This is a genomic window from Streptococcus infantis, assembly GCF_047464415.1.
GTDB classification, from domain to species: Bacteria; Bacillota; Bacilli; order Lactobacillales; family Streptococcaceae; genus Streptococcus; species Streptococcus infantis_AE.
The window spans coordinates 25,253-51,382 of sequence record NZ_JASHBX010000001.1 but is presented as its reverse complement, the minus strand read 5'-3'; the positions used below and the strand labels follow the sequence as shown (position 1 = coordinate 51,382).

Here is a 26,130-nt window from a genome sequence, read left to right as displayed (position 1 = left end):
ATAGTGTAGCTGCATCTTCATGCAGCTTTTTAAAATGGATTTTTTATCTAAGATTATGATTGCAAAAGTTGCTTGACTAAAAAATAATCCAGTAAATCTTTGCATTAAAAAACGCATAGTATCAATGTATGTGAACACTTGATATTATGCGTTTTTTATAATCATCCTACAACTTTGAAAAGTTTAGTAAATAATTAATTTAAAATCAACTTGAAATATATAATTATTTTAGTTGCAATAAATACTATTATAGTCCATTCTATATTTACCAAAATATTTTAATAGGACTATGGATTGTTCTTAGTAACTCCGCAGAATTCGCCAAATCTGATACTCTACTAAAATCTTTACGAGCTTGTTCAGATAAAACAATACCACCTGGAAATAACTCACGACTAAAAAATTCATAAAAATATCTAAAAGCTTGAGCAAATGCAACCCCTTCTAATTTCATTTCAGAGACTATTTTACTAACCAGACTGTAAGCATGGAAGTATTGTTGTTGAGGTAAGTTCATTTCTTTAAAACTATATTCAAATTTTACGATTGCATCTAGACATTGAGTTCTAAATTGTTGATTCATCTTAATACACTTTCATTACTATCTCAATCTATAAGCACCACCATCTGCTCTTATAACAGCCATCGTGATGCAACGTCAGTTACTATAAATTCTATTTTCAAAATTCCCATTTAATTGCGTATCATGATTACTATTTTCTGCATAATATCAAAATAGTTCACAATAGCCTTATGAAATTTTTTCTTCTACTTTAAATTAAACACTCTGAATTCTTCCATTACTTTGTATTCATGATAAACACCTCCAATGTAATATTATTGATTGAATCAGCATTTTGATGATCTTAATATAAGTACAACAAAAAATTGATTTCCTCAGAATCTTTAAATGTAAGTTTTTCATTATGAAATATCTTTTTAATATCCTTGATAGTAAATATAATATCCTCAATTTGACATGATAGATAAATTCTTCAACTTACTTTAAATTAGCAAATGTTATAGCGAGCATATTTAAGAAGGCTCCTTTACCTCTCTCTTGATGAGGTATCTTTGCAATCAAGCTAGCAAATTCTATCACATTTTTCGGCGCCAGATATTGATGAGTCATCAAATAAATAGACAAGTCATTACTTAATCTACCTATTGCTCCAAATTCATCATTTTTTATTGAGGTTTGTCCATTCAAAAATATTTTTTTTAATTGAACATCATGAGAAACTTCATCAGTTAATAATATGTTATCAATAAGATTTAATGTCTCTTGCTTTTTCATTATGAATACCTCCTATATAATAGATATTTTTTGTCAGATTGTAACCTTGACAAGTTCAGTATAGCAGAACAAAAGAAATTTTTACCGCTAGGTCTTTAAATGTACGATTTTCATCACGAAACGTATTTTTTCATGATTTGTAAGCATTCATTTTATTTTAATTATAAACCATGACATAAGAAAACGAGTATCTCCAACTATGGCATACTCGTTTGTTTGATAGTTAGAAGTGGGGGGTGTTCAGCCTCTTATGTAACATGCTCAAAACTTTTTAGAATAAATTAATATTAAAAGAGCTAATGATCTAATGAAGTGTCAAATGTTGCTAACTCCACTTATCTTCAAATTGAAACAGACACATTATCGGAGTCACTAATAAGAAAAAATCTAACCAATTTTGATATTTCATAATATAGGAAATAATACCAGCCATAACGAAAAGGTACAAAGCTGTACGATATCCTCTCTTTGGATTTCTATCAGGCTTAGTGTTAAAAATAATGTACACACAACAAATTGCAATGAGTATAAGTTGAACCATAGTTTCGTTTGACATATTAACACCTCTTCTTTTTTTAAACTATTTTGGGAGTCTCAATTCATAAACTAAATAGCCACCTACAATCGTCCCCTGCTGCACAAATCAAGTAAACTTGAGGTTACTCATAAAATACAAGATTGTCTCGCCTGAAATGCACCCGACAAAACTCCTGCCGTACACATAGAAACTCCGATAACTGTTCCATAGACAGCTCCTCTTCCTACTACTCCCCAATCAGTTTCTCCCTCAATGCTAGACAGCATTTCGGTATCCAAAACATCAAATTGACTCGTTGTTTTTGTTGCCCTGAGGAATACCAACATATTAATAATTATTACTTTTGGCGGATTGCAATTTTGATATATTTAGTGTATCAGAACAAACAACAATTTTACAGCAATATCTTAAAATGTACGATTTTCATCATGAAACGTAATTTTTCATGATTTGTGAACATTCAAGATTAAAAACATTCCGTTAATAAAATGGTATTAACTAATTTTCAAACCACCAATATACCATTTCTTATGTCATACTCGATTATTTAAATAACAAAAATAATTAGAAAGCCATAACAAGTGGTCGCTCATTTAAAGTTCTATTTCCAAAATCTGAGTAAAGACATGATTTTTACTTGTAGTTTTCAAACATACATTTGGATAAGATTTTAAAATTCTCCGAACATTGGCCAAACCTATACCCCGACCTACTCCTTTTGAAGAATTGTCACGCTTGAATATATCTCTCAATTCTATCTCTCTTTCTAAAGTAGAATTTTTAACAATCATGACTAATTTATTCCATTCTGTATCCTCAAGAAAACAAACTGCTATTCCTCCTTCTGCTGCGGACTCTATAGCATTATCTAACAAGATAGAAGTAATTGTTAAGAAGTCAATTTGTTCCATATTTTTTATAGAGAACTGTTCACTAATCTCCAGAGAAACTGGAACAGATAAGTTTTGGGCCTCCGATAACTTAGATAATAATAAACTCTTCAGCGCCAAATCCTTGATATTTCTTAGATGTGCCACATCAAAACGCTTACCTTTTAATTTTTCACCAGAATTTTTTAAAACACTATCATAAACTTGAGAAACTAGATTAATATCTTTTTGATCTATACCTATTTTTAAGCTGGACAAAATATTAGCATAATCATGTCTAAAGCTTCTAATTTCTTGATACAACCCTTCAACTTGTTGACTATAATTACTAAGATTTTGCAATTGAATTTCTTTTTGTAAAACGACTTTCTCCTGTAATTCTTGAAGTAATTTTCTATCCAAGAGATTAACAAAACAAATAAACAATAAAAAGTAAACTGCTGTCAATAATTCTTTATAACCTAACATTCTATCCCAGCTTACTTTGTCAATGTAGTTCATATAAGGTGGCAAGATAAAATAAACTAACATTAAGATATCCGCAGTAATTAAGATAAATTTTGTCTTTCTATCTAGGTTCTTTATTTTTAAATGACTAAAATTATATTGAAAGATACTAATAAGGAATAGCACAATAATTTTAGCTAATAAAGAGAAAATCATTATTCCAAAATTAGTTTCATATAGGCTTTGCAATATTGGAATTTTAGCAATTACAAAGTAACCTAAAAAATTTTTGATGACATCCCAAAATCCAAGTGGAAATAATGAGTAAAAAAGTAATAAAGAAACCTTACTCCTTAATTCACCAATGGACAAAGTATATAGAATAAAAAAAGTGGGATAACTCAATAATGACCCATAAAAATAAAATTCTGTTGATTCAAATACAACAATAAATAGTAATATTGAAAGATAGAACAGAATAATGGATATTACTACTTTTTTCAGGTTTAATCTCTCACCTACAACCCTAGCATGGATACATAACATTAGAAAAGTTCCTATAATATCTAGAAAAAATATCATCTAAATCTCCTTAGTCATGAAGGCTTTCGACAGTTTTCATGAGTGAACGTATTTTTAACCTAGAGACAATACAAGAGGACCCGTTCTGAAAATGAACTATCCGATTTTCTTTATCAATTGAAGATATATTATAAGGATTTACGATAAACGATCTATGACATTGAAATAAGCGTGGTTCCTGTTTAAGAATATCTGACAATTGTCCATAGAATTCAACTATGTCACGTTTGGAATAGAGCGTCAACTTATGAGCGATTGTTGATGTCTCAATATATAATAAATCTTTAAAAGGGACTTGAATTTGAGCTTTGGATCCTGTAAATACAAAAGAATCCTCAGATACTGTTCTTCCTTGTTTATCACTAACACTTGAAATAACATTTTCAATTCGTTTGATAAATAATGGTTCAGGTAATTCTTTATCAATGAAATCAATAGCTGATACTAAATATTCAAAAGATATGGGCATAAACTCAGAATGTGATGTTACAAAAGCAATCACTGCTTGAGAATCAAGTTTTCTAATTTCTCTAGCAACGTCTAATCCTCTTTTGTCATCATCTTTTATTTCAATATCAAGTAAAAATAATTGGTGATTTCCTCTCTCTGAAATGTCCTCTAAAAGCTGTTGAGGTTTTCCATAAACCTCAAAATGCCTATACTCAATCTTATTATCCACCAAAATTTTTTTGACAATACTTTCAATTCTAGTCTGTTGTAAAAAATTATCTTCTAGTATAAAAATATTCACTACTTCACTCCTATATATTTTTCCACTGATTTTTTAATATTGTAAAGTGTCTTCTAGAACAAGAGATGTCTGATACTCTATCATCCAAAAACATAATCGTTCTTGTCTCATGATTAAATCCTGCTATTTTATCTTTATTCACAAGAAACTTTCTATGGCATCTAATAAGTTCTTCTGTACTTTCTGCTTCAATTTTAGATAGTGAGGTTGAAGCTTCAAAATTCCCTTCGGCTGTTACAAAAAGAACAGCATGAGCTTTTGTTGGGTGAGTTGTAACATAATAAATTTTAGAGAGTGGTACCTTTACGATAGCTCTATCTTGATATAAAATGTAGTCTTTCATATTTAGCCTCCTTCTATTACTCTTATCTTATCAAAACTATGGAAACTAAATTGTTGTAAATCTTCAATGGTTTTTATAATGTCTTGATTGGTAAAAATGTAGACTATTTTTACATTTCATGAGAAAATAAATAACTTTAATATTCCTATAAAATACTCTCCTTGCTTTGGAGAGGAATACTATGAAACCAATTCAATTTTTAGATTATATTTTATATCAATAAATTTGCCTTATTATTTTGTAAAAACAGTGAGGAAAATAAAAAATTTCCTAAGATATAAAATTACTTACAAATACAAATTCTCTACCTATATTATCATAAAATCACAATTTTTAACATTTAAAAAAGGACTTCACCCTGTACATTACAGGACGAAATCCCTTTTGTATATTCTTTGTCTAACTTTTTGGAATCCAGTGAATTCAACTCTCGGGTGATTTTTTTCTACTTCATGTTAAAAGATCTTAAAAAATATCAAACAGCAATTTCACATTGAGGATGGTCAAGATAATGGAAACGATATAACCAAGGATGGTATTCCACTTGGCATTGGTAAATTCTCCCATCAGTGATTTCTTAGAAGTTAGATAAATCAAAGGGAAGATTGAAAATGGAAGAGCGATTGAAAGAAAGACCTGTGAATAAACCAATAACTGATCCAAGGTTTTTTCTTGATGACCAAACAGAACCGCTACTATCATAACAGGCAGTAAGGCAAAGAGACGAGTCGCCAAACGAATGAACCACTGAGGCAATCGCATATGCAAGAAACCTTCCATAACGATTTGTCCTGTCAAGGTACCTGTGATAGTCGAATTCTGACCACTGGCTAATAAAGCCAAGGCAAACAAGGTTGATAAGGTTGAGCTAGCTATAGCTCCTGCAATAGTAGAATCCTGCAGGGCGTTATACATTTGAGAAAAGGCAGAAATCTCAGATGCATGTCCGAAAAAGAGGGCCGCACCTAAGATTAAAAGAAGGGAGTTAACAATAAAGGCCAAGGACAGTTGAAGATTTGAATCCCAGATCATAAAGCGCACGGCTTTTCGAACATCATTCTTGTCCTTGTGATTGATTTTCCGAGTTTGAGACAAGGAAGAATGCAAATAGAGGTTATGGGGCATCACTGTCGCACCCACGATACCTAACGCCAAGGTTAATTGACTTTCATGCCCTGGCAAAGGACTTTCAAATAAGGTTGCATTCGGTAGATAACCCTCAACGATTCCTTGGAAGCTTGGATGTGACAAAGCTACCAGATAAGTAAAGATTGCTAAAATCGTTAAAATCAGTGTTGTCACAATAGCTTCAATCTTCTTAAAGCCAAATTTCATCAAAAGCAATAAGAGAAAGACATCTAGAACCGTCAAAAGGATGGCTATCATAATCGGAATCTTAAAGAGAAGATTGAGAGCAATCGCTGAACCTAGAACTTCTGCCAGATCTGTCGCCATCAAGGCTAATTCTAAAATCACCCATAGACTATAACGAAGCCATTTAGGTGAATGATGAGCCGTTGCTTGAGCCAGGTCCATCTGGGTTACAATACCAAGCTTTCCTGCCATCTGCTGAAGTTGCATGGCAATGAGAGATGAAATCAAGATAACAAACAAGAGACTATACTTATAGGAAGCACCACCGACTACACTGGTAATCCAGTTTCCTGGATCCATATAACCAACTGCGACAAGAGCACCCGGACCTAAAAAGGCCTTTAAATTTTGCCAGAAATGATTGTTATTTGGAGTATCGATAGATTGATTAATCTCAGAGAGTGACACTTTTTTATGAGAAGACATAGATACTTACCTCTTTCTAAACCTACTTTTTCATTATTTTCTATTAGAGAAAAATAAGATTGACTTTAAACTATTAAAACAATGAAAACTATATGAAAAACATTTAGTTTTTTCATTATTTTTCTTAAGGCACCTTAATATTTTTCTTAAGGCACCTTAATTATAACACAAAAAAATGAAAACTATATGAAAAACATTTAGTTTTTTCATTATTTTTCTTAAGGCACCTTAATTATAAAAAATATGATAAAAACTTAAGAAAATTCAACAAAATTTTAGGGAAAGTCAGAATAAGTCTACTCATTAACGATAATGATAAATCTATTGATAAACTTTGACATTTAATAGTGAACTGTAACTATTATTTCTAACTCGATTTCTCTATAAAAGAGGAAAAACCAGCGTCTTTTGACGCTGGATAAAAGCTACTTAGATCATTTAACAAGAAACTAAATTGCTTCTGTAACGAAGCTACGGCTTTCAAGTACCTTAAGCATAGCATCCGCTGTATCTAGGGCTGTAAAGAGTGGTACACCATGTTCGATAGCTGAACGGCGGATTTGTTCACCATCTTCATCAGCAGTTCGCTTGGTACCAACTGTGTTGATGATAGCTTGGATTTTCCCTTTACGAACATAGCTTGGGATATCATGTTCATCATCACCAATCTTACCAACGAGTTGAGCCTTCAAGCCATGACTTTCAAAGAAAGCTGCTGTTCCTTGAGTCGCAAGGATACCATAACCAATATTTTGGAAACGACGAGCCAAATCCAAAGCTTCTTCCTTGGCATCATCAGCGATAGTAAAGACAACATTCCCAAAGATTGGCAGGTGAAGATAAGAAGCTTCAAAGGCCTTGTAGAGGGCTTTTTCAAGAGTCGTATCAGAACCCATAACTTCCCCTGTTGACTTCATTTCAGGACCGAGCAAGCTATCTACTTTCGCTAGCTTGGTAAAGGAGAAGACTGGTGCTTTAATATGAACTCGAGTACTTTCTGGGTAAAGTCCATCTTGGTAACCAAGTTCTTCAAGACTTTGACCAAGAATGAGCTTGGTCGCTACCTGTGCCATAGGGATATTGGTTACTTTTGATAGGAACGGTACGGTACGACTGGCACGTGGATTGACCTCAATAACGTAAACTTTCTCATCCTTGATGACAAACTGAATGTTCATCATACCAAGACAGTTAAGGCCGATTGCTAGGCGTTTTGTGTAGTCTGCGATTGTTTCTTGAACCTTTTGAGACAAGGTTTGTGGAGGATAAACAGCCATGGAGTCACCTGAGTGGACGCCTGCGCGTTCGATATGCTCCATGATACCTGGGATGAGGACATTTTGTCCATCTGAGATAGCATCTACTTCACACTCTTGACCGACGATATAAGAATCTACAAGAACTGGATGATCTGGACTTGCCTTAACCGCAGTACGCATGTAAGAACGGAGATCTTCTTCGTTTTCTACAATTTCCATGGCACGTCCACCCAAGACATAAGAAGGACGAACGAGGACTGGGAAACCAATCTTACGAGCTGCAAGCACTGCTTCTTCTTCGTTTGTTGCAGTCTGTCCAGGAGGTTGTGGAATATCCAAGTCTTTGAGGGCTTGCTCAAAGAGGTCACGGTCTTCGGCACGGTCTAGGTCAGCAACCTGCGTACCAAGGATAGTTACACCAGCTTTTGCCAATGGTTCAGCAAGGTTGATAGCTGTTTGTCCACCAAATTGAACGATAACACCTTTTGGTTGCTCCAAGTCGATAACATTCATGACATCTTCAAATGTCAATGGCTCAAAGTAAAGTTTATCCGATACAGAGAAGTCGGTTGAAACGGTCTCTGGGTTTGAGTTCATGATGATGGCTTCGTAGCCAGCAGCTTGAATCGCCTTAACAGAGTGAACTGTTGCGTAGTCAAACTCAACCCCTTGACCAATACGGATTGGACCAGAACCGAGGACCAGTACAGATTCCTTTTCAGACTTGATGGATTCGTTTTCCCAACCATAAGTTGAATAGAAATATGGAGTTTCTGATTCAAACTCTGCCGCACAAGTATCAACCATCTTGTAAACTGGAACAATCTTGTTTTCTAAACGAAGTTGGCGAACTTGGTCAGCTGTAGTGTTCCAGAGTTCAGCAATCTTACGGTCTGAAAAACCATTCAATTTTGCAGTTTTCAAAACTTCAAGATCTTGTGGATGTGAGCCTAATTCTTGCTCAATTTCAAAGATATGCAAGAGTTTATCCAGATAAAAGATATCAATTTTTGTAAGCTCAGCAATTTCCTCTGGTGTATAACCACGACGAATGGCTTCTGATACGTAGAAGAGACGGTCATCTTGTGCTTTCACAACCTTTTCAATCAAGGCATCATCTGAAACATCTGCAAGTTCAGGCATTTCATTATGTTGGACACCAATTTCAAGTGAACGACAAGCTTTAAGAAGTGACTCTTCGATGTTACGACCGATGGCCATAACTTCTCCAGTCGCCTTCATCTGAGTACCAAGACGGCGCTCACCCTTTTCAAACTTGTCAAATGGGAAGCGTGGAATTTTGGCGACCACATAGTCAAGGGCTGGTTCAAACATGGCATAAGTTGAACCTGTAACTGGGTTAATGACCTCATCCAAGGTCAAACCGACTGCAATCTTAGCGGCCAATTTAGCGATTGGATAACCTGTCGCCTTAGAAGCAAGGGCTGAAGAACGAGACACACGAGGGTTTACTTCGATGACATAATACTTGAAGCTGTGTGGATCAAGGGCTAGCTGAACGTTACATCCACCTTCAATCTTGAGAGCGCGGATAATGCTCAAACTTGCATCACGAAGCATTTGGTTTTCATAATCTGACATAGTTTGCGCTGGGGCAAATACGATGGAATCCCCTGTATGAATCCCGACTGGGTCAAAGTTTTCCATGTTACATACAACAAGAGCATTGTCAGCTGAGTCACGCATCACTTCGTACTCGATTTCCTTGAAACCTGCAATAGAACGCTCAATCAAACATTGGGTTACAGGTGACAACTTCAAACCATTTTCAGCAATTTCACGCAATTCTTCCTCGTTGGCACACATACCACCACCTGTACCACCAAGTGTGAAGGCTGGACGGACGATCACTGGGTAACCAATTGTTGCTGCGAAGGCTACGGCTTCTTCCACTGTGTTAACAATTTCAGATTCTGGAATTGGTTGGTTCAGCTCTTCCATCAATTGTTTAAAAAGATCGCGGTCCTCCGCTTGGTCGATGGCAGACAATTTAGTGCCGAGAAGTTCTACTCCCAATTCATCAAGAATACCGTTTTTAGACAATTCCATTGCCATGTTAAGCCCTGTTTGACCTCCAAGAGTTGGTAGCAAGGCATCTGGACGTTCTTTACGGAGAATACGAGTTACAAACTCAAGTGTAATTGGCTCAATGTAAACCTTGTCTGCAATTTCCTTATCCGTCATGATGGTTGCAGGGTTTGAGTTCACCAAGACAACCTCATAACCTTCCTCTTTCAAAGACAAGCAAGCCTGAGTCCCAGCATAGTCAAACTCAGCAGCCTGACCAATAATAATCGGACCAGAACCAATCACCATAATTTTTTGAATATCAGTACGTTTAGGCATTTATAAGATATTAAGGGCGTCAAGCGGACAAAGCTAAAATAGGAGTTATGACGAAGAACTGTCAGTTCTAGGAATAACTATCTTTTTAGCACCGTCCGTAGCCCGTATTCAGTTCAGCAAATACGGCTCACCCTTCTCCTTTCTATTCGTCGCCTCACAGGGCGACATTAAATATGATACAAAGGACGAATAGAAAGCGATTGAATTTTAGGAAACCAAGGAAAGATTGACAATCCGAGTTGGGTTCTCTAAATTCCGAGCTTTCCGTCCGTGTTCAGTTACATAAATTCTCCGACGATTTCACACTCGTCTTTAGTTTGCTTGTTTGAAGGCTTCCATCATCTCGATGAACTCGTCAAATAGATAACTTGCATCGTGCGGACCTGGTGCAGCATCTGGGTGGAATTGCACAGAGAAACCTGGTTGGTATCTGTGACGTACACCTTCAACTGACTTGTCATTGATTTCTTCATGAGTAATCATCAAATGGTCTGGAAAATCTTCACGACTCACTGCATATCCATGGTTTTGACTAGTGAAATCCACGCGCCCTGTTGCAATTTCGCGTACAGCATGGTTAAATCCACGGTGACCAAATTTCATCTTATAGGTCTTGGCACCATTTGCCATCGCAAAGAGCTGGTGCCCCATACAAATACCAAAGATTGGAATTTTCCCGAGAATACCACGAATCATATCGAGTGCTTCTGGTACATCTTCTGGATTTCCCGGACCATTTGACAACATAACTCCGTCTGGATTTAAGTGAAGGATTTCCTCTGCTGTTGTAGTATAAGGAACGACCGTTACATTACAATCTCTCTTAGACAACTCTCTTAAGATTGAATGCTTGAGACCAAAGTCTACAAGTACCACACTTAAACCTACTCCTGGAGCTGGGTAAGCAGTTTTTGTAGAAACCTGTTTGATATTATCAATTGGTAGAACAGTTGCTTGAAGCTGGTCTGTGATGTGATCGATACTATCTCCAACATGTGTCAGAGTCGCTCTCATAGTTCCATGTTTACGAATGATTTTTGTCAAAGCACGTGTATCAATACCTGAAATACCAGGGATTTTCTTAGACTTCAAAAATTCATCCAGTGTCATCTGGTTTCGCCAGTTGCTGGCTCTACGAGCTTCTTCAAATACTACTACACCTTTACAGGTTGGACTGATAGACTCGTAGTCATCACGGTTAATCCCATAATTTCCAACCAAGGGATAGGTAAAGGTTAGGATTTGCCCATTGTAAGACTGATCCGTAATGGATTCTTGATAACCAGTCATCCCGGTATTAAAGACAATTTCACCAGTTACATCGATGTCAGCCCCAAAGGCTTTTCCTTCAAAAATTGTTCCATCTTCTAAAACTAGAAGTCGTTTAGTCATAAATTCACCTCTCGTGGATGCTCTCAGGCATCTTTTAACGTTTTGTGTCTTATTTTGCGTTTCTGTAAGTCAATACAGATTCTAAAATTGCCATTCTGACAAAGACACCATTGGTCATTTGTTGAACAATACGTGATTTTGGTGCTTCGACCAAGTGATCAGCAATTTCAACATCGCGATTTACAGGAGCAGGATGCATGAGAATAGCTTTATCTTTCAAGCGATTATAACGTTCTTGAGTCAAACCATGCTGGGCATGATAGCCCTCTTTTGAAAAGACTGTTCCACTTTCATGACGCTCATGTTGAACACGGAGAAACATCATCACATCAACTTGGTCAATGATTTCATCAATGCTTACAAACTGTCCATAGTCTGCAAACTCTTGACTTCTCCATTCCTCAGGGCCAGCAAAGTAGAGTTCTGCTCCTAAGCGTTTTAAGATTTGCATATTGGATTTAGCCACACGCGAATGGTCAAGGTCACCAGCAATGGCTACCTTGAGTCCTTCGAAGTGTCCAAATTCTTCATAAATGGTCATCAAATCAAGCAAGCTTTGGCTTGGGTGTTGGCCCGAACCATCCCCACCATTGATAATCGAAGTCGTAATCGTTGGACTGTCGATCAACTCTCTGTAGTAATCCACCTCTGGGTGTCGGATGACACAGGCATCTACTCCCAAGGCTGACAAGGTCAAAATTGTATCGTAGAGTGTTTCACCCTTGTTGACTGAACTTGTTTTCACATCGAAGTCCAGTAGCTGAAGGCCCAGTTTAATCTCTGCTACTTCAAAAGATTTGTGGGTACGAGTCGAACTCTCAAAGAAGAGATTAGAGACAATGTGTTGGTCCTCGTAAGACGCTTTTGCTCCATTTTTAAACTCAATTCCTCGTTTAATCAATTTCATGACTTGTTCTACAGTAAGGTCTTCCATTGAGACTACATGTTGAATGGCTTGTTGATTTTCTGACATGGCTAACTCCTTTTAGCTATCTAGGCTTCTTCGGTAATAAGAACACGATCTTGTCCATCTAGTTCAGTCATCTCTACGATGATTTCTTCTGAACGACTGGTTGGGATATTTTTCCCTACATAGTCTGGACGAATTGGCAATTCTCTATGTCCACGGTCAACTAGTACTGCTAGACTCACGCGCGCTGGACGACCATGTCCAACAATGTTATCAATAGCAGCACGAATCGTACGACCTGTGTAAAGAACATCATCCACCAAAATAACTTCACGATCTGTCACATCGACAGAGATAATAGAAGTATCTTCACCGCTTTTGACATCGTCGCGGAAAGGTTTGGTATCTAACTCAACGATTGGGACTGAGATTGACTCCAACTGTTCCAATCGTTCTTGAATGCGGCGGGCAATAAAGACACCTCGTGTTTTAATCCCTGCCAATACAATCTTGTTCAAATCTTTGTTTCGCTCGATAATCTCGTAGGTAATTCGAGTAATCGCTCGCTTGACGGTCAATTCGTCAACTACTTCTTTTGTCTTCATGACAAACCTCCAAAAAGAAAAGTCTCCTTAAACAAGGAGACTTCAGAATATATAGTTAAGCTAGCCCTACCAAAAACAGTATAGACTCCACCTTTCTACTTAATCCAGCTCCTTGCCTGCCTCACGGGACAGGATTAAAGGAATATTTGATTGGTACTACTATAACACAAAGTAGTAATCGATGCAAGAAAAAACACAAGAAATCAATTTTATAACGAACTAAAATCGTATAACTGTGGATAGTGATCGCATTCTGGATTTTTCGGATGACAGATAGCACGACCAAAGTAAATCATAGCCTGATGAGCTGCTAGCCATTCTTCTGGTGGCAAAACATCCATGACACGTTTTTCGACCTCAAGTGGCGTAGCTGATTTTTTTACAATATCGTGGTGTTTACAGATTCGCTCTACGTGAGTATCTACTGCAAAGGCTGGAATACCGAATCCTACGCTCAAAACTACATTGGCTGTTTTACGACCAACTCCTGCCAAACTCTCTAATTCTTCTCTAGTCTGAGGGACTTGACCGTCAAAATCATCCAGTAGTTGTTGGGCACATTTTTTGAGGAATTTAGCCTTATTGCGATAAAGGCCTAGGCGAGAAATATACGAGGCAATCTCACTCTCACTTGCATCTGCCATGGTTTGTGGGGTTGGAAAAGCTGCAAAAAGGCCAGGAGTAGCCTTGTTGACTGCCGCATCTGTCGTCTGAGCAGACAGCATAACAGCAACCAGAAGTTCAAAATGATTGCGAAAATCTAGACTTGGTTTTGCATCTGGAAAAAGAGCAATGATTTCCTCAATGACATGACGGGCACGTTTTTTGGATAAAACCATCTATTCGTCTCCGTCAAACAGTCCTTGCAAACCTGCAAAAGGACTATTTTCTTCTTTCTTGACTGCCTGTTGAGCTTGATATTCTTCCTCTGTCATGATTTGCCAGTCATTTCCAGAAACAAAGCCCTGACCTGCTTCTTCTTCAGCTGTTAGGACTTTGATAGGAATATTGAGCAAGATATTATCTGAGACACTTTCAGCCAGGTCGATTTCCCCATTTTCAATCGGTAAAACCAAGTCATCATCTAGAACTTCTTGGTCCAGTTGATTGGTAGCACCTTCCATAAAGACTTCCGTCACTGGATATGATTCATTCAATTCTACAGGTTTCATGCTACGGCTAGAGGCTAAGACGATTGTATAAGACAACTGATAATCTAGGAAAAACATAAGGTCTTCGTACTGAACTTTCCCTACAGCAACAATATCTTTTACATCTATAATTTCTTGATTACGGGCACGCAAGTCAGCTGCTAAGTCTAAAGTTTGCTCAAAGTGCAAACCTTCAGGCAACTTACGAATTTCTTGAATATTTAATTTCATACTTCCTCCATAAAGATTTTCTATCTTGATTATACCATGAAAAAAGTTCAAACAAGGTATCTAAACATTTTAAATATTTTTCACTATTTTTTGATATATTTATTATGACAATTTTATTTTTTGTGCTATACTATAGGCATCAATACATGAGCAAAGGAGGACGCTCATATGGAAGACAAAGAACTAATCTTAAAAGCACATCAACTCATTTCCGAGTTAAATAAAGCTTACCAAACTTGCAAACAAGGATTTCCTGATGATATACGCTTGCAACAAAATATTGACGAGCTACTCAAACAACTTAAAAAGACAGAGAAACTAGATAACTCTATCTTAATTGATCTTGAGACATTTTACCAACATACCAGTCTCTTGATTGGACTTGGCACCCTTAAACTCAATGAAGAAGCTCGCACAGCTTGGCGAAACTATGACAAGTTCCACTACGATCAAGTCAAACACGTACTGACTCTCTATGGACCTGTTTTTGGTTTCTAGAAAGATTTGAATTTCTCATTTCTTTTGACAAAGTGTTCTAAAAGGTATAAAATAAACATAATAATTTTCGGAGGTAAGGGAGACATGAACAACTAAGTCTATCAAATAAAGAACCTTTATTTAGTAGATCTTGTTTCTGTCTCTTTTTGTGTGCTCTTTTTTCTGCTGCTTTTTGCAGCCCTTTTAAAAGAGGATTTTTTGACATAGACAATTGGCTCTACTAGGTAAAGTAGAGCTTTTATTATGTATTATCCAAATTTAGAAAGGGAAACATGATGATAAAAATCAACCAGCTAACCATCACTCAAAACAAAGACCTACGAGACCTTATTTCCGATTTAAATATTACTATCCAAGACGGAGACAAGGTCGCTATTATCGGCGAAGAAGGAAATGGAAAATCAACCTTACTTAAAACTTTAATGGGCGAAAGATTAGCTGACTTCTCAATCAGTGGAGAAATCCAGTCTGACCTTCAGTCCTTGGCCTACATTCCCCAACATCTCCCTGAAGAATTGAAGAAAAAATCTCTACAGGACTACTTCTTTTTAGAGTCTGCTGATTTGGACTTCAGCATTCTCTACCGTTTAGCTGAGGAATTGCACTTTGATAGCAGTCGTTTTGCTAGTGACCAAGAGATTGGTAGCCTATCGGGTGGTGAAGCTTTGAAAATTCAGCTCATCCATGAATTAGCTGAGCCTTTTGAGATCCTCTTTTTAGATGAACCTTCAAATGACCTGGACCTTGAGACAGTTAATTGGCTAAAAAGTAAGATTCAGAAGATGAGGCAAACCGTTATTTTCATTTCTCATGATGAAGACTTCCTCTCTCAAACGGCAGACACCATTATCCACTTACGACTGGTCAAGCACCGGAAAGAAGCGGAAACGCTAGTAGATCATTTAGACTACGATAGCTATAGTGACCAGAGAAAGGCTAGTTTTGTCAGACAAAGCCAGCAAGCTGCCAACAACCAAAGGGCCTATAACAAAACAATGGAAAAACACCGCAGAGTCAAGCAAAATATCGAAACTGCACTTCGAGCTACCAAAGATAGTACTGCTGGTCGCTTACTGGCTAAGAAAATGAAAAATGTTCTTTCTCAAGAAAAACGCTACGAAAAAGCAGCTCAATCCATGACCCAAAAGCCACTTGAAGAGGAAGAAATCCAACTTTTCTTTTCAGATATAGAGCCATTAGCAGCTTCTAAAGTCTTACTTCGACTGGAAAATGATACTTTATGCATCGGCCAACGAATTTTGTCTCAAAAACTCCAACTAACTGTTTGGGGGCAAGATAAAATCGGCATCATCGGTCCCAATGGAATTGGCAAATCGACTCTGTTAGCCAAGTTGCAACAACTACTAAGTAGCAAAAGTGAGATTTCACTTGGATTTATGCCACAAAATTACCAAGAAACATTGCAATTGGATCTATCCCCAGTAGAATTTCTCAGCCAAACTGGACACAAAAAGGAATTACAGAAAATTCAATCTCACTTAGCCAGCCTTAATTTCAGCTTTCCAGAAATGCACCACCAAATCCGCTCCTTATCTGGAGGTCAACAAGGCAAACTCCTTCTTTTGAATTTAGTTCTGCGAAAACCAAACTTTCTCCTTCTGGATGAACCCACACGAAACTTTTCTCCAACTTCTCAACCCGAAATCAGAAAACTCTTTGCCAATTACCCTGGGGGCCTCATCACTGTTTCACATGATCGACGTTTCTTAAAAGAAGTCTGCAGGAGTATCTATCGTTTGACAGAGAATGGTTTGGAAATAGTTGATTTACAAGATTTATAACTGTAGAAAATAGCAAACATCCAGAGGAAAATCTCTGGATGTTTTTACATATGTTTCAGACGCTCAATCCGTTCTGAGATTGGCGGATGGGTATAGAAGAGTTTTTGCAAGCCACCTCGTTTTTGAGGATCGTTGATGTAAAGTGCACTGCTAGCATCATCCACATGACGACTCATAGGCTGACTATTGTCCAGCTTACGAAGGGCATTGATCATCCCTTGAGGATTACGAGTCAACTCTACACTTGAAGCATCTGCTAAAAATTCTCGTTGACGAGAGATGGCTAGTTGTACCAAGGTTGCTGCTAGGGGCGCCAAAACAATTGCTAGGAGAGAAACAACTAGCATAATAATTTCAAGTCCACCACTATCTCGATCATCACTTCTACGACCACGGCCTGCACCTCCCCACCACATCATGCGTCCAGCCATACTTGATAAAAGTGTAATGGCACTGGCAAGGGCAACCGCAATCGTAGAAATACGAATATCATAGTTACGAATGTGACTGACTTCATGGCCTATAACCGCCTCTAACTCTTCACGATTCATAATCGCAAGGAGTCCTGAAGTTGCTGCTACCGCTGCATTTTGGGGATTTGAACCCGTAGCAAAGGCATTTAAGCTGGCATCATCGATGATGAAGACACGTGGCATAGGGATTTGCGCCACCATAGCCATATCTTCAACAACATGATAAAGAGTTGGTGCTGTCTGCTCATTCACCTCACGCGCACCATTCATGGACATGACAATCTCTGTCGATTGAAAAATCATAGACAAGGCATAGATAAAGCCGATAATCAGAGCGATAACTAAACCACCAAGACCAGACCGCATAAAGAGGTAACCAACTGCATAGCCAACAAGAGCCAAAAGTAAAAAGAATACTAGTAGTAAAATCCAAGTTCTTCGCTTATTACTCGCGATTTGATCATACAACATCCTAGTCACCTAAACCACTAAAATCAACCTTTGGTACTGCCTTTTCTTCTTCAGGAGTCTGAAGGAAATCAGCCACTTTAAAACCAAAAAGTCCTGCAACTAGGTTACTTGGGAAAGTTTCCAATTTGACATTATAGTTGCTAACAACACTATTGTAGAGTTGGCGAGAGTAAGAAATTTTATTTTCAGTATTGGTCAACTCCTCTTGCAACTGTGCAAAGTTGCCACTTGCTTTTAGGTCTGGATAATTTTCTGCAACCGCAAAGATTCCTGAAACCTGACGTGTAAGAGCATCACTAGCCTTCATAGCTTCTGCTGGTGAAGTTGCTGCGGCTACTTGATTACGAAGTTCTGCAACTTTTTCAAGCGTTGAACCTTCATACTTTGCATATCCTTTCACGGTCTCAATCAAGTTTGGCAAGAGATCGTTACGACGTTTCAACTGAACATCAATCTGACTCCATGCCTCCTTAGTTTGCATGCGATTTTTAACCAAACCGTTATAACTAACAATTACGAAAGTAACAATAAGAGCAAGAACTCCAAGAATAATCCAAGTCATCATATAATTCCTTTCTGCTTTTAGATTAGTACCAGTATATCAAATTTCCATCTTTTTGTGGTAAAATAAGATGATACTAAAGAAGGAAACTACTATGAAACCAGAAACATTTTATCAACTACTAGCTGAACAAAATATCAATCTTTCTGACCAGCAAAAAGTTCAATTTGAGCGTTATTTTGAACTCTTGGTCGAATGGAATGAAAAAATCAACCTAACTGCTATTACAGAAAAAGAAGAAGTCTATCTCAAACACTTCTATGATTCCATCGCTCCTATTTTACAGGGATTGATTGAAAACCAGCCCATTAAACTCTTAGACATTGGTGCTGGAGCAGGTTTTCCTAGCCTCCCTATGAAGATTCTCTATCCTCAGGTAGATGTGACCATTATTGATTCCCTTAATAAACGAATTAACTTTCTGAATCTATTAGCCCAAGAACTAGGGTTAAAAAATGTCCACTTCTATCACGGACGTGCAGAAGACTTCGCCCAAGATAAGAACTTCCGTGCTCAGTTTGATATCGTTACGGCTCGTGCTGTTGCCCGTATGCAGGTCTTGTCCGAGTTGACTATTCCCTACTTAAAAGTCGGTGGAAAATTGCTAGCACTGAAGGCCAGCAATGCCCCAGAGGAATTGACCGAGGCAAAAAATGCCCTTAACCTTCTCTTTAGTAAGGTTGAAGATAATCTCAGTTACACACTTCCTAACGGAGACCCTCGATACATTACTATTGTCGAGAAGAAAAAAGAAACGCCAAATAAATACCCAAGAAAGGCTGGTATGCCTAACAAACGTCCGCTTTAGAAAGATTAAAAATCTGCAAACTCACACCTCACTTTCTTATTTCTTAGCTCGGGAAAAAATGATTTACAAAATCATACCTCGCTCTCTCATTTCAAGGCTCGGGAAAAAATGATTTACAAAATCATACCTCGCTCTCTCATTTCAAGGCTCGGGAAAAAATGATTTACAAAATCATTTTTTTCTGCTATACTATCCTAAGCAAAGGTTTTTAATGTCATCCCGTGAGGTGACGAAGGCGCAGATCTATATAAAACTTTTTAAAACTTGATGAAGGAGTCTTGTTTTAGAGAGGTCTTACTCTGGGAGCCTATTGCTATAAAATAATGGGCTCTTTTTTGATGCCCAAAAGTGAGGTTAATATGAAACAGGAATCAACTGTTGATTTGCTTTTAGACGTTGACCAACGTCCTTCAGCTGGAAAGGGAATTCTTCTTAGCTTCCAGCACGTATTCGCCATGTTTGGTGCAACCATCTTGGTACCTTTGATCTTGGGAATGCCTGTATCGGTTGCCCTTTTTGCATCAGGTGTAGGAACACTCATTTACATGATCTCTACTGGCTTTAAAGTTCCAGTTTATCTGGGTTCTTCTTTTGCCTTTATCACAGCTATGTCACTTGCCATGAAAGAAATGGGTGGTGATGTATCTGCTGCTCAGACAGGGGTTATCCTGACTGGTCTTGTTTATGTCCTTGTTGCTGCAAGTGTGCGCTTTGCAGGTACAAAATGGATCGACAAACTCTTACCACCAATCATTATCGGTCCTATGATCATTGTTATCGGTCTTGGACTAGCTAGTTCAGCTGTAACCAATGCTGGCCTTGTAGCTGATGGAAACTGGAAAAACGCTCTTGTAGCCGTTGTTACTTTCTTGATTGCTGCCTTTATCAATACAAAAGGAAAAGGCTTCCTACGAATTATCCCATTCCTATTTGCCATTATCGGTGGTTACCTCTTTGCCCTAGCACTTGGATTGGTTGACTTCACTCCTGTTCTTGAAGCTAACTGGTTTGAAATCCCTGGTTTCTACCTACCATTCAATACAGGTGGTGCCTTCAAACAATACGACCTTTACTTCGGTCCTGAAACAATTGCCATCCTACCAATCGCAATCGTAACCATTTCTGAACATATCGGAGACCACACCGTTCTAGGTCAAATCTGTGGACGCCAATTCTTGAAAGAACCAGGTCTTCACCGTACCCTTCTTGGTGATGGTATTGCAACATCTGTTTCTGCCTTCCTCGGTGGACCAGCCAATACAACCTACGGTGAAAATACAGGGGTTATCGGAATGACTCGTATCGCTTCTGTCTCAGTTATCCGTAACGCTGCCTTTATCGCAATTGCCCTTAGCTTCCTTGGTAAATTCACTGCATTGATTTCAACAATTCCAAACTCTGTACTTGGTGGTATGTCTATCCTTCTTTACGGGGTTATCGCAAGTAACGGTTTGAAAGTCTTGATCAAAGAACGTGTTGACTTTAGCCAAATGCGCAACCTTATCATCGCAAGTGCTATGTTGGTGCTTGGACTTGGTGGTGCTATCCTTAAACTTGGACCAGTTACCCTTTCAGGTACTGCCCTATCAGCTATGACAGGTATCATCCTAAACTTGATCTTGCCATACGAAAACAAAGACTAATCCATATAGAATCAACAAGAGGTCGGGACCAAAAATCCCGACCTCTATTTTTATTATGTGACTATTAGTCCGTCTCGCTCCGTGAGGTGCGAGACAAATAAACCACCCGCTATGCGGGTGCGCGTCGAAGGTTATACCAAAAAAACTCCAAGCGCGATACAATAAAGGTGTTCAAGCCAATTGTAAAGCGAAAGGAGAAAACCATGGCACAAAAGTCTCATAGTTTATCACACACAAAGTGGATGTGTAAATATCACATTGTGTTCACCCCTAAGTATAGACGAAAAGTGATCTATAATCAATATCGAAGTAGTTTGGGAGAAATATTCCACCGATTATGTAGTTATAAAGGTGTTGAGATTATCGAAGGTCATTTAATGCCTGATCATGTACATATGTTGGTAAGTATTCCACCTAGGATAAGTATTTCAAGTTTCATGGGGTATTTAAAAGGCAAAAGTGTACTCATGATGTTTGATAAACACGCCAACCTCAAGTACAAGTTTGGGAATCGGCATTTCTGGGCAGAAGGTTATTATGTGAGTACAGTAGGGCTTAATGAAGCCACAGATCAGGAAAAGCATGATATAGCACTAGATAAATTAAGTGTAAAAGAATATGAGGATTCCTTTAGGGATAGTGGCAAGTAATACTCACGCCTCTTTAAGAGGCAAGTGACGAGTCAAGAGCAATGAGGCTTGAACAACGTGAAAGCCAGCGTCTTTAGGCGCTGGCTGGTAATTTGGGCTTATAGCCCTGGTGCAAACCACCCGTTAGACGGGTGGTTATGATTCACAAGAAGACTTTGATACAGTGACTCATTGGACTGTTGTCAAAAAGTTTGATTTCTTAATTTCCCCAAGCAATCAAAAGATACAAGAGACTGGAACCAAACATATCAGCAAGAGCATGCATGAGAAAAAATGGCAGTAAATTCTTGACTACATATTTGTACAAGAAATAATAAAAGAGACCATAAACAAGCCCAATAACCAAGGCCCAAAGTAATCCTTGATAGGTATGGAAAGAAATCCGTATAATTACCGAGTAGACTAGAGCTAACCACTTGTGCTTTTCTTTTACTGAAGTCAGTAAGCCTAGGAAGAAAAATTCTTCATAAAAACCATTTAGTAAAGCATAGCAAATCGCCATCGGCGTTAAAGCCATGAATTTTCGAATGATTTCCATAGGATCTATAAAAGGGATCAACTGAGGATTAAAATAATTATACTCACCACTAAGGGTTGTAATGATATCACCGAATATCCCAACTACAGCAAAGATAAGGGGAATCCAAATTAAAACAGACCAGCGCCAGCGTAAAGGAAGCTGTTTAAAATCATAATTTCGAATCACAAGATAAAGGAAGGTAATCCCTAACATCATCAATTGAAAATTGAAATTACTAGAATAGGCTGCCCCATCACTTGCTACATTTGTCGTAGTTTCTGTGACACTAGTAAGAGTTGAGGGCGATAAACTCTCCATAAATTGTTGAGTAGAACGAATGATAAACTCTCCAAACATTAAAACAGTGATGATGAGGATATCGAACCATTTTAAGTATCTTAAAGGTTTTGATGGATGAATACTTTGTAGCAAATTCATATTTCCTCCTTTATCTTTAAATGTATGGATTGATTATAAACATTCATTCTTAAAGTTATATGAACCACCTTGCTGGAAGATTAAAAAACAGCCTTATCAAAGACTGCTTTAATACATTAAACGGAATGATGTTTCTTTTCCAACATTAGATCCTTCAATGATATGATAGTCACGGCTAGTAAAATCATAGCCATTCCAATAAAATCTATCGGATAGAAAATATCCCCCATAATCATGAAGGCAAAAAATACTGCCGAGATAGGCTCAATCGAAGCCAAAAGGCTAGACTTGACTGGTCCTATCATACTTGCTCCCTTGAGGAAGGCTGTATAGGCAAAGACCGTTCCAATCAGAATGATACCTGCAAAAGCTAGAAAGATATCAAAAGATAAGGGAATACTAGCCCCGATAAGCCCTGTAAAAGGTACTGCTAGAAAACCTGAGATTGTCATTCCAACACCAATAACCAAAATGCTCCCCCATTTTTGAATCAATTTTATGGGTAAAATGATATAAAGAGCATAGGTTAAGGCCGAGAACAAACCCCAAAATAGACCAGCTGGAGTCATCGAGAGTTGATCCAATTGCCCATGGGTTGCAATGAGAAAGATCCCACCTATAGCTAAAAACATAGAGATGATTTCTGAAAGCGTCGGAGCCACCTTATCCTTGATACAAGTGTAAGCAAGGATTCCAACTGGACAGACATACTGGAGAACTGTCGCTGTCCCAGCATTTGTCTCCTGAATAGCTGAAAGATAAGCTAATTGATTTAGAAAAAGACCAAATAAAGAAAATAACAAGAGAGAAAACAGACTTGATTTATCCTTCAGAAAGGCCATAAATTTATCCCTTGATTTAGTATAGGCAAGAAGAATCAGGAGTAATCCAGCGATTATCAAGCGGATATTGGTCAGAACGAGAGCTGAAATCCCGTGAACCATCAAGTACTGACCACTGGTTCCCGACAAGCCCCAAGCAATACCTGCAATGACTGTATAAAGAGTTCCTTTTAAAGCTTTTGACATACTTCCTCCCTAGTCTGCCTCTCGAATCAAGTCCATGACCTGATTACGATCCAATATCCACTGAGCACGCTCATCTTTTTCATAAGTTCGGTTAGATAGAAAAATTGCCGCCTCTTGCTTCTTACGATTCCACATGATAAAGGTCCCAGTATAGCCTGTATGGTCCAGCCAATCACCTTCAAGATTCCAGGCCAATGAGCGTTCTTTATCATTCAGATCCGAAAAATTCTGACTTAAGTCTGCAGCAAAATCATCCTGCAAATAATGCTCTAGAAAGACTTTTAAATCATGAACTGTCGAAAACAAGCCTGCACTACCTGCATGCTTTCCAAGCAAACGAGCCTTGGGATCATGGACCACTCCTGCTTTCTGTCCACGGACCGTTGGAACAGCACAGTTAACTGGACCAAACTGAGTTTCCTTCATCTTCCATGGATTCAACACTTGCTCTTGTAAAATCTGATCCAAGTCCTTTTCAAAATAAGATTCTAAAAGAAAACCTAGTAAGAGAAAGTGCACATCTGAGTATAGAAAGGCTCTCTTCTCTCGGCGATTCAGATGAAACATAGCTTCTCTTAACTGATCTGCTGAAAACTGATCTCTATTAGGAATAAAAGGATCCAAATCCGTTGCATGCGTTAGGAGTTGTCGAATGGTGATGTCTGGGTAATCCACTTCTGGAAGATAGTCTCTTATGGAGTTATCTAACTCAATCTTGCCTTCCTTCCACAAAAAGGTTAAGACCGTTCCTACTCCAACGACCTTGCTCACACTTGCCAAATCATAGACCAAGCCCTCACGAGTCTGCTCACCAGTTTCTGGATTTGCTTCTCCTAGATACCAGTCAGACCAAACGCCATCCTGATAATATGCAAAAGAGGCACCAGGATAAATCCCTGCCTCAATTTGTTGCTTTATTTTTTGAATGATTTTTTGTTTCATACTGCTTCAAACCACAATTCGATGTTGTTGGTGTCCTTACTTAGGAAAAACTTCTCAGATTTTGGAATAAAGTAACCAGCTTCTTCAAATCGCTGACGCAATACAGGCAAATCTAAATTCTCTACTTGAAATTTCAACATGGACAAGTCCCAAGTTACATTATTTTCAACCAGTAAATCGCTCCCTTGAGCTTGATTAAAAGCTAGTCGGTTTTCAATTTCTTCTTTTTCAAGTAGGCTTGATGTCTCATCTGGTAAGTTGATTTCCACCGAGATTTCAAAAGCTGTCAAATATCTCAGTTTCTCAGTTTTTGAAAAAGTGACTTCTTCCTCAACTTTTTTCAAATCCTTGATATCATCTTCAGCATGAATAAGAATACAATCCCCTTCTGGAGAAAGAACCTCAAAAGCATATCCCTTAGCTCCTTTATAGAGTTGAGGGATTGCTTCCATTCTAGCTAGTAGTGCTTCAATCTCAGATGGCTTCTCTACCTTTACAAGTAATCTAGCTAATTTTTTAATCCCTTCAACCTTACGGCTCCTCATACTTGGTGACTCTTCTAAAACTAACTTTTCAATACCTGATTGGTCTCCTAGTGATAAGAATGCTGACTCTTCAAGCAAGGGTTTCATCCCCAAAGTCTCAATATAAAACAACTCATTTAAATTTCTATTATTTACCTTTAGCGTCGGGATCATACGCTTTATTTGATTTACAATCATAAATTCCTCCAACACTTTTTATTTTAAAGGATTTTATCTTTTTTTACAAGTTATTCAATAAAAAACTTTAACTATATTAACTCTTTAAATTAAATTCCCCCTTCTGTTTGTAGAAGGGGGCTTGATTGTTTTTACTAAAATAGCTTATTTAGTCTTTCCAAGATAGTGTTGCTTGCAGACCGTAATGATCACTAACTTGTGGACTGTTTTTACCATCAAAGACCACGTGAAGTTTTTCTACCTGCACATCCTTTGTTGTAAAGATATAATCGATTCGAAGAGGTTCGCTATTTCCCTTCCAACCATCAATTTCAGGCGGAACAGTGTAACTACCACTTCTTTCTTTTGCAACTTCAAATGCATCTTGTAAGTTTAGTGGACTAGCTAAAATAGCTTGGTAGCCCTCTTGACCTGCAGGATTATTAAAATCACCTGCTAGCAAGAGTGGCTTGTTCAATTCTTTCAGAACTGCTTCAAAGCGCGCCCATTCCTCTTGGAAGCCTTTATCCCACCAAGAGAGATGGACACTCGCAACTGCAAGTTCTTTACCTTCAACTACTGTCTCTGCTAGAGCAACTCGACGAGTGTGGTAATCTGTCGGATCATCTACATCTGAAACCAAAATTTCACGCGCCTCAATTGGTGTTTTAGATAGGATTGCAACACCTTCATGGTAACGATCATAACCGATATGGTTATAGGCCCAAGTCCAATAATAGTTTTGACCTTGCTCAGCCAACTTCTCTACCAAAAGTCGCACATAGTGGTCTTGATGAATCGGCTCAGCAGATGGTAATGGCTGATAAAGTACACCAGCTTCTACTTGCGCTGAAGTAATTTCCTGGTTAATTTCTTGAAAACAAATCAAATCATAACTGTTTTCAAGTATATCTTGAAGTAAAAGTTGAAACTTTTGTTCAGGATCTTTTTCCATCCAACTATGGGTATTGAGTGTTAAAAACTTCATGCTTTTCTCCTATTAAACAAGAGGTTGGAAACAGCTTCCAACC

General features: G+C 37.9%; 25 protein-coding genes. 5 read left to right on the top strand and 20 right to left on the bottom strand.

Annotated elements, in window-relative coordinates; translation table 11 throughout:
* Positions 1 to 265: 265 nt before the first annotated feature.
* From QM460_RS00270 to QM460_RS00210, 13 genes are all read right to left on the bottom strand, one after another.
* Positions 266 to 583, bottom strand: coding sequence for a hypothetical protein (locus QM460_RS00270; RefSeq protein WP_414288747.1), 318 nt, complete (start codon positions 581 to 583; stop codon positions 266 to 268).
* A 417-nt stretch (positions 584 to 1,000) separates the two neighbouring features.
* Positions 1,001 to 1,297 carry a bacteriocin immunity protein gene (locus QM460_RS00265; RefSeq protein ID WP_414288745.1) on the bottom strand — a complete coding sequence of 99 codons (297 nt, stop codon included), beginning with the start codon at positions 1,295 to 1,297 and terminating at the stop codon, positions 1,001 to 1,003.
* A gap of 663 nt (positions 1,298 to 1,960) precedes the next feature.
* Positions 1,961 to 2,161, bottom strand: a complete 201-nt coding sequence (locus QM460_RS00260; protein WP_414288743.1) for a ComC/BlpC family peptide pheromone/bacteriocin — start codon at positions 2,159 to 2,161, stop codon at positions 1,961 to 1,963.
* 267 nt (positions 2,162 to 2,428) lie between these two features.
* The gene (locus tag QM460_RS00255; protein WP_414288741.1) at positions 2,429 to 3,754 is read right to left on the bottom strand and encodes a GHKL domain-containing protein; all 1,326 of its coding nucleotides are present in this window, start codon (positions 3,752 to 3,754) and stop codon (positions 2,429 to 2,431) included.
* Positions 3,755 to 3,764: 10 nt separating this feature from the next.
* Positions 3,765 to 4,505, bottom strand: a complete 741-nt coding sequence (locus tag QM460_RS00250; RefSeq protein WP_049509271.1) for a response regulator transcription factor — start codon at positions 4,503 to 4,505, stop codon at positions 3,765 to 3,767.
* Positions 4,506 to 4,515: 10 nt separating this feature from the next.
* Complete coding sequence (locus QM460_RS00245; RefSeq protein WP_414288739.1) at positions 4,516 to 4,848, bottom strand: LytTR family transcriptional regulator DNA-binding domain-containing protein; 333 nt, start codon at positions 4,846 to 4,848, stop codon at positions 4,516 to 4,518.
* 465 nt (positions 4,849 to 5,313) lie between these two features.
* Complete coding sequence (locus QM460_RS00240; protein ID WP_414288737.1) at positions 5,314 to 6,648, bottom strand: Nramp family divalent metal transporter; 1,335 nt, start codon at positions 6,646 to 6,648, stop codon at positions 5,314 to 5,316.
* A 449-nt stretch (positions 6,649 to 7,097) separates the two neighbouring features.
* A complete protein-coding gene (gene carB / locus QM460_RS00235; RefSeq protein ID WP_414288735.1) occupies positions 7,098 to 10,274 on the bottom strand; it encodes a carbamoyl-phosphate synthase large subunit in 3,177 nt (1,058 codons plus the stop codon).
* A 312-nt stretch (positions 10,275 to 10,586) separates the two neighbouring features.
* Positions 10,587 to 11,666, bottom strand: a complete 1,080-nt coding sequence (locus QM460_RS00230) for a carbamoyl phosphate synthase small subunit (RefSeq protein ID WP_000166838.1) — start codon at positions 11,664 to 11,666, stop codon at positions 10,587 to 10,589.
* 49 nt (positions 11,667 to 11,715) lie between these two features.
* On the bottom strand, positions 11,716 to 12,639 hold the full coding sequence (locus tag QM460_RS00225) for an aspartate carbamoyltransferase catalytic subunit (protein WP_414288733.1): 924 nt from the start codon (positions 12,637 to 12,639) through the stop codon (positions 11,716 to 11,718).
* A gap of 20 nt (positions 12,640 to 12,659) precedes the next feature.
* Complete coding sequence (gene pyrR / locus QM460_RS00220) at positions 12,660 to 13,181, bottom strand: bifunctional pyr operon transcriptional regulator/uracil phosphoribosyltransferase PyrR (RefSeq protein ID WP_414288731.1); 522 nt, start codon at positions 13,179 to 13,181, stop codon at positions 12,660 to 12,662.
* A gap of 209 nt (positions 13,182 to 13,390) precedes the next feature.
* Complete coding sequence (gene nth / locus QM460_RS00215) at positions 13,391 to 14,020, bottom strand: endonuclease III (protein WP_049509065.1); 630 nt, start codon at positions 14,018 to 14,020, stop codon at positions 13,391 to 13,393.
* Positions 14,021 to 14,563, bottom strand: coding sequence for a YceD family protein (locus QM460_RS00210; RefSeq protein WP_414288729.1), 543 nt, complete (start codon positions 14,561 to 14,563; stop codon positions 14,021 to 14,023). It abuts the gene before it with no gap.
* 168 nt (positions 14,564 to 14,731) lie between these two features.
* Here QM460_RS00210 and QM460_RS00205 point away from each other — a divergent pair, with 168 nt between their 5' ends.
* A complete protein-coding gene (locus tag QM460_RS00205) occupies positions 14,732 to 15,061 on the top strand; it encodes a helicase BlpT (RefSeq protein WP_414288727.1) in 330 nt (109 codons plus the stop codon).
* Between the two features lie 275 nt (positions 15,062 to 15,336).
* Positions 15,337 to 16,863, top strand: a complete 1,527-nt coding sequence (locus QM460_RS00200) for an ATP-binding cassette domain-containing protein (RefSeq protein ID WP_414288941.1) — start codon at positions 15,337 to 15,339, stop codon at positions 16,861 to 16,863.
* A gap of 44 nt (positions 16,864 to 16,907) precedes the next feature.
* Here the strand turns inward: QM460_RS00200 and htpX are convergent, their stop codons facing one another.
* Both htpX and QM460_RS00190 read right to left on the bottom strand, forming a co-directional pair.
* The gene (gene htpX / locus QM460_RS00195; RefSeq protein WP_301559712.1) at positions 16,908 to 17,807 is read right to left on the bottom strand and encodes a zinc metalloprotease HtpX; all 900 of its coding nucleotides are present in this window, start codon (positions 17,805 to 17,807) and stop codon (positions 16,908 to 16,910) included.
* Position 17,808: 1 nt separating this feature from the next.
* On the bottom strand, positions 17,809 to 18,369 hold the full coding sequence (locus QM460_RS00190) for a LemA family protein (protein ID WP_414288725.1): 561 nt from the start codon (positions 18,367 to 18,369) through the stop codon (positions 17,809 to 17,811).
* Positions 18,370 to 18,463: 94 nt separating this feature from the next.
* Between QM460_RS00190 and rsmG the strand changes: the two genes are divergently transcribed.
* The 3 genes from rsmG (at position 18,464) to tnpA (ending at position 21,470) form a co-directional block, all read left to right on the top strand.
* Entirely contained in the window at positions 18,464 to 19,177 is a 714-nt protein-coding gene (gene rsmG, locus QM460_RS00185; protein WP_414288723.1) for a 16S rRNA (guanine(527)-N(7))-methyltransferase RsmG, read from the top strand.
* A gap of 359 nt (positions 19,178 to 19,536) precedes the next feature.
* Positions 19,537 to 20,820: a uracil-xanthine permease family protein gene (locus QM460_RS00180; RefSeq protein WP_375555178.1), complete on the top strand. Its 1,284-nt coding sequence runs from the start codon at positions 19,537 to 19,539 to the stop codon at positions 20,818 to 20,820.
* 203 nt (positions 20,821 to 21,023) lie between these two features.
* Positions 21,024 to 21,470: an IS200/IS605 family transposase gene (tnpA, locus tag QM460_RS00175; RefSeq protein WP_414288721.1), complete on the top strand. Its 447-nt coding sequence runs from the start codon at positions 21,024 to 21,026 to the stop codon at positions 21,468 to 21,470.
* Between the two features lie 199 nt (positions 21,471 to 21,669).
* On the opposite strand, the gene QM460_RS00170 is transcribed toward tnpA, so the two are convergent.
* The 5 genes from QM460_RS00170 to QM460_RS00150 form a co-directional block, all read right to left on the bottom strand.
* Positions 21,670 to 22,428 carry a CPBP family intramembrane glutamic endopeptidase gene (locus QM460_RS00170; RefSeq protein WP_414288720.1) on the bottom strand — a complete coding sequence of 253 codons (759 nt, stop codon included), beginning with the start codon at positions 22,426 to 22,428 and terminating at the stop codon, positions 21,670 to 21,672.
* 116 nt (positions 22,429 to 22,544) lie between these two features.
* Positions 22,545 to 23,456: a DMT family transporter gene (locus tag QM460_RS00165; RefSeq protein ID WP_414288719.1), complete on the bottom strand. Its 912-nt coding sequence runs from the start codon at positions 23,454 to 23,456 to the stop codon at positions 22,545 to 22,547.
* A gap of 9 nt (positions 23,457 to 23,465) precedes the next feature.
* Complete coding sequence (locus QM460_RS00160; protein ID WP_414288718.1) at positions 23,466 to 24,398, bottom strand: serine hydrolase domain-containing protein; 933 nt, start codon at positions 24,396 to 24,398, stop codon at positions 23,466 to 23,468.
* A complete protein-coding gene (locus QM460_RS00155; protein WP_414288716.1) occupies positions 24,395 to 25,120 on the bottom strand; it encodes a CppA N-terminal domain-containing protein in 726 nt (241 codons plus the stop codon). Before QM460_RS00155 ends, QM460_RS00160 begins: the two co-directional genes overlap by 4 nt.
* A 148-nt stretch (positions 25,121 to 25,268) precedes the next feature.
* Positions 25,269 to 26,087: an endonuclease/exonuclease/phosphatase family protein gene (locus QM460_RS00150; RefSeq protein WP_223339281.1), complete on the bottom strand. Its 819-nt coding sequence runs from the start codon at positions 26,085 to 26,087 to the stop codon at positions 25,269 to 25,271.
* Between the last annotated feature and the right edge of the window lie 43 nt (positions 26,088 to 26,130).

Coding starts and splice junctions, on each gene's coding strand:
- QM460_RS00270 (WP_414288747.1), bottom strand. CDS start 583: ATGAATCAACAATTTAGAACTCAATGTCTAGATGCAATCGTAAAATTT.
- QM460_RS00265 (WP_414288745.1), bottom strand. CDS start 1,297: ATGAAAAAGCAAGAGACATTAAATCTTATTGATAACATATTATTAACT.
- QM460_RS00260 (WP_414288743.1), bottom strand. CDS start 2,161: ATGTTGGTATTCCTCAGGGCAACAAAAACAACGAGTCAATTTGATGTT.
- QM460_RS00255 (WP_414288741.1), bottom strand. CDS start 3,754: ATGATATTTTTTCTAGATATTATAGGAACTTTTCTAATGTTATGTATC.
- QM460_RS00245 (WP_414288739.1), bottom strand. CDS start 4,848: ATGAAAGACTACATTTTATATCAAGATAGAGCTATCGTAAAGGTACCA.
- QM460_RS00240 (WP_414288737.1), bottom strand. CDS start 6,648: ATGTCTTCTCATAAAAAAGTGTCACTCTCTGAGATTAATCAATCTATC.
- carB (WP_414288735.1), bottom strand. CDS start 10,274: ATGCCTAAACGTACTGATATTCAAAAAATTATGGTGATTGGTTCTGGT.
- QM460_RS00230 (WP_000166838.1), bottom strand. CDS start 11,666: ATGACTAAACGACTTCTAGTTTTAGAAGATGGAACAATTTTTGAAGGA.
- QM460_RS00225 (WP_414288733.1), bottom strand. CDS start 12,639: ATGTCAGAAAATCAACAAGCCATTCAACATGTAGTCTCAATGGAAGAC.
- pyrR (WP_414288731.1), bottom strand. CDS start 13,181: ATGAAGACAAAAGAAGTAGTTGACGAATTGACCGTCAAGCGAGCGATT.
- nth (WP_049509065.1), bottom strand. CDS start 14,020: ATGGTTTTATCCAAAAAACGTGCCCGTCATGTCATTGAGGAAATCATT.
- QM460_RS00210 (WP_414288729.1), bottom strand. CDS start 14,563: ATGAAATTAAATATTCAAGAAATTCGTAAGTTGCCTGAAGGTTTGCAC.
- QM460_RS00205 (WP_414288727.1), top strand. CDS start 14,732: ATGGAAGACAAAGAACTAATCTTAAAAGCACATCAACTCATTTCCGAG.
- QM460_RS00200 (WP_414288941.1), top strand. CDS start 15,337: ATGATAAAAATCAACCAGCTAACCATCACTCAAAACAAAGACCTACGA.
- htpX (WP_301559712.1), bottom strand. CDS start 17,807: ATGTTGTATGATCAAATCGCGAGTAATAAGCGAAGAACTTGGATTTTA.
- QM460_RS00190 (WP_414288725.1), bottom strand. CDS start 18,369: ATGACTTGGATTATTCTTGGAGTTCTTGCTCTTATTGTTACTTTCGTA.
- rsmG (WP_414288723.1), top strand. CDS start 18,464: ATGAAACCAGAAACATTTTATCAACTACTAGCTGAACAAAATATCAAT.
- QM460_RS00180 (WP_375555178.1), top strand. CDS start 19,537: ATGAAACAGGAATCAACTGTTGATTTGCTTTTAGACGTTGACCAACGT.
- tnpA (WP_414288721.1), top strand. CDS start 21,024: ATGGCACAAAAGTCTCATAGTTTATCACACACAAAGTGGATGTGTAAA.
- QM460_RS00170 (WP_414288720.1), bottom strand. CDS start 22,428: ATGAATTTGCTACAAAGTATTCATCCATCAAAACCTTTAAGATACTTA.
- QM460_RS00165 (WP_414288719.1), bottom strand. CDS start 23,456: ATGTCAAAAGCTTTAAAAGGAACTCTTTATACAGTCATTGCAGGTATT.
- QM460_RS00160 (WP_414288718.1), bottom strand. CDS start 24,398: ATGAAACAAAAAATCATTCAAAAAATAAAGCAACAAATTGAGGCAGGG.
- QM460_RS00155 (WP_414288716.1), bottom strand. CDS start 25,120: ATGATTGTAAATCAAATAAAGCGTATGATCCCGACGCTAAAGGTAAAT.
- QM460_RS00150 (WP_223339281.1), bottom strand. CDS start 26,087: ATGAAGTTTTTAACACTCAATACCCATAGTTGGATGGAAAAAGATCCT.